Genomic DNA, 857 nt, shown 5'->3' with positions numbered 1-857 from the left:
CATCCAGCTCCGCAGACTCCTGGCTTTTCTGGATTTCCGGCTCCGGCTGCTCCGGCACCGGATCTCCGGAACGGCGCTCCCGCTCCCACTGGGGGGAATCCGGCTGGGGCAGATCCTCCGGCACCGGGGCATTGTCCACAATGGGCACATCAAACCGGAAATCCTTCGCCCGGGATGCCCGGGTACGCCTGGGCTGCTCTGCGTTCGCCATAGCAATGGCTTCCCGCTCCTCCCGGGCGGTGCGGCTCCGGAGCATTTCATCATAGGCATCCAGGTACTGATCGTCATACCTCGCCTGCCGCACTGCACGATGCATGCTCCGGAAGGGACGGCTCAGCAGCCGGAACAGGTCGATCAGCCCCGTATTGGTCAGAAGCATCACAAACACGAACAGCATCAGCAGAATGATGATCTTGGCACCGGTCACATCAAACAGCCGGATCAGCGGCCAGGCGATCAGCGCACTGAACACGCCGCCTCCCTGCAAGTCCTTCCCCTGCCGGAACAGGGTACGCACACAGTCCACCAGTCCGTCCCCCTTGACCTCTCCGTAAAAGAAAATCTGGACAATGGCGCTGCTGAGAATCATCAAAGCAACCCCCCAGAATGCCTTGCCGGATACGGTCTGGTGGGAGCGCTCCATGCCAATGAGGATCGCCGTATACACCAGAATCAGGGGGATAAAGGCGGACGCCACCCCGAACAATCCGAACATGGTGGTATGTAGCACATGCCAGGCACTGGTGCCCGGTATCACGATCAGCAGCAGGGACAGAACCCCCAGCGCAAACAGCATAATGGACCAGAACTGGTTGGCGGTATCCTGGGGCGGCTTGGGCGGCTCCTGCTGCCGTTCC

The 857-nt window shown here is 61.0% G+C and carries 1 protein-coding gene; it reads right to left on the bottom strand.

Going from position 1 to position 857, the window contains the following annotated elements:
* Positions 1-715: DNA translocase FtsK 4TM domain-containing protein (locus QVO51_RS10935; protein WP_441295918.1), on the bottom strand; the 715-nt coding region annotated here is incomplete at its 3' end.
* Positions 716-857 lie beyond the last annotated feature (142 nt).

It is taken from the genome of Ruminococcus sp. CAG:379, from assembly GCF_000434255.1.
GTDB classification, from domain to species: Bacteria; Bacillota; Clostridia; order Oscillospirales; family Ruminococcaceae; genus Ruminococcus_F; species Ruminococcus_F champanellensis.
The sequence above is the reverse complement of the archived record's forward strand: the minus strand, read 5'-3'. Positions and strand labels throughout refer to the sequence as shown.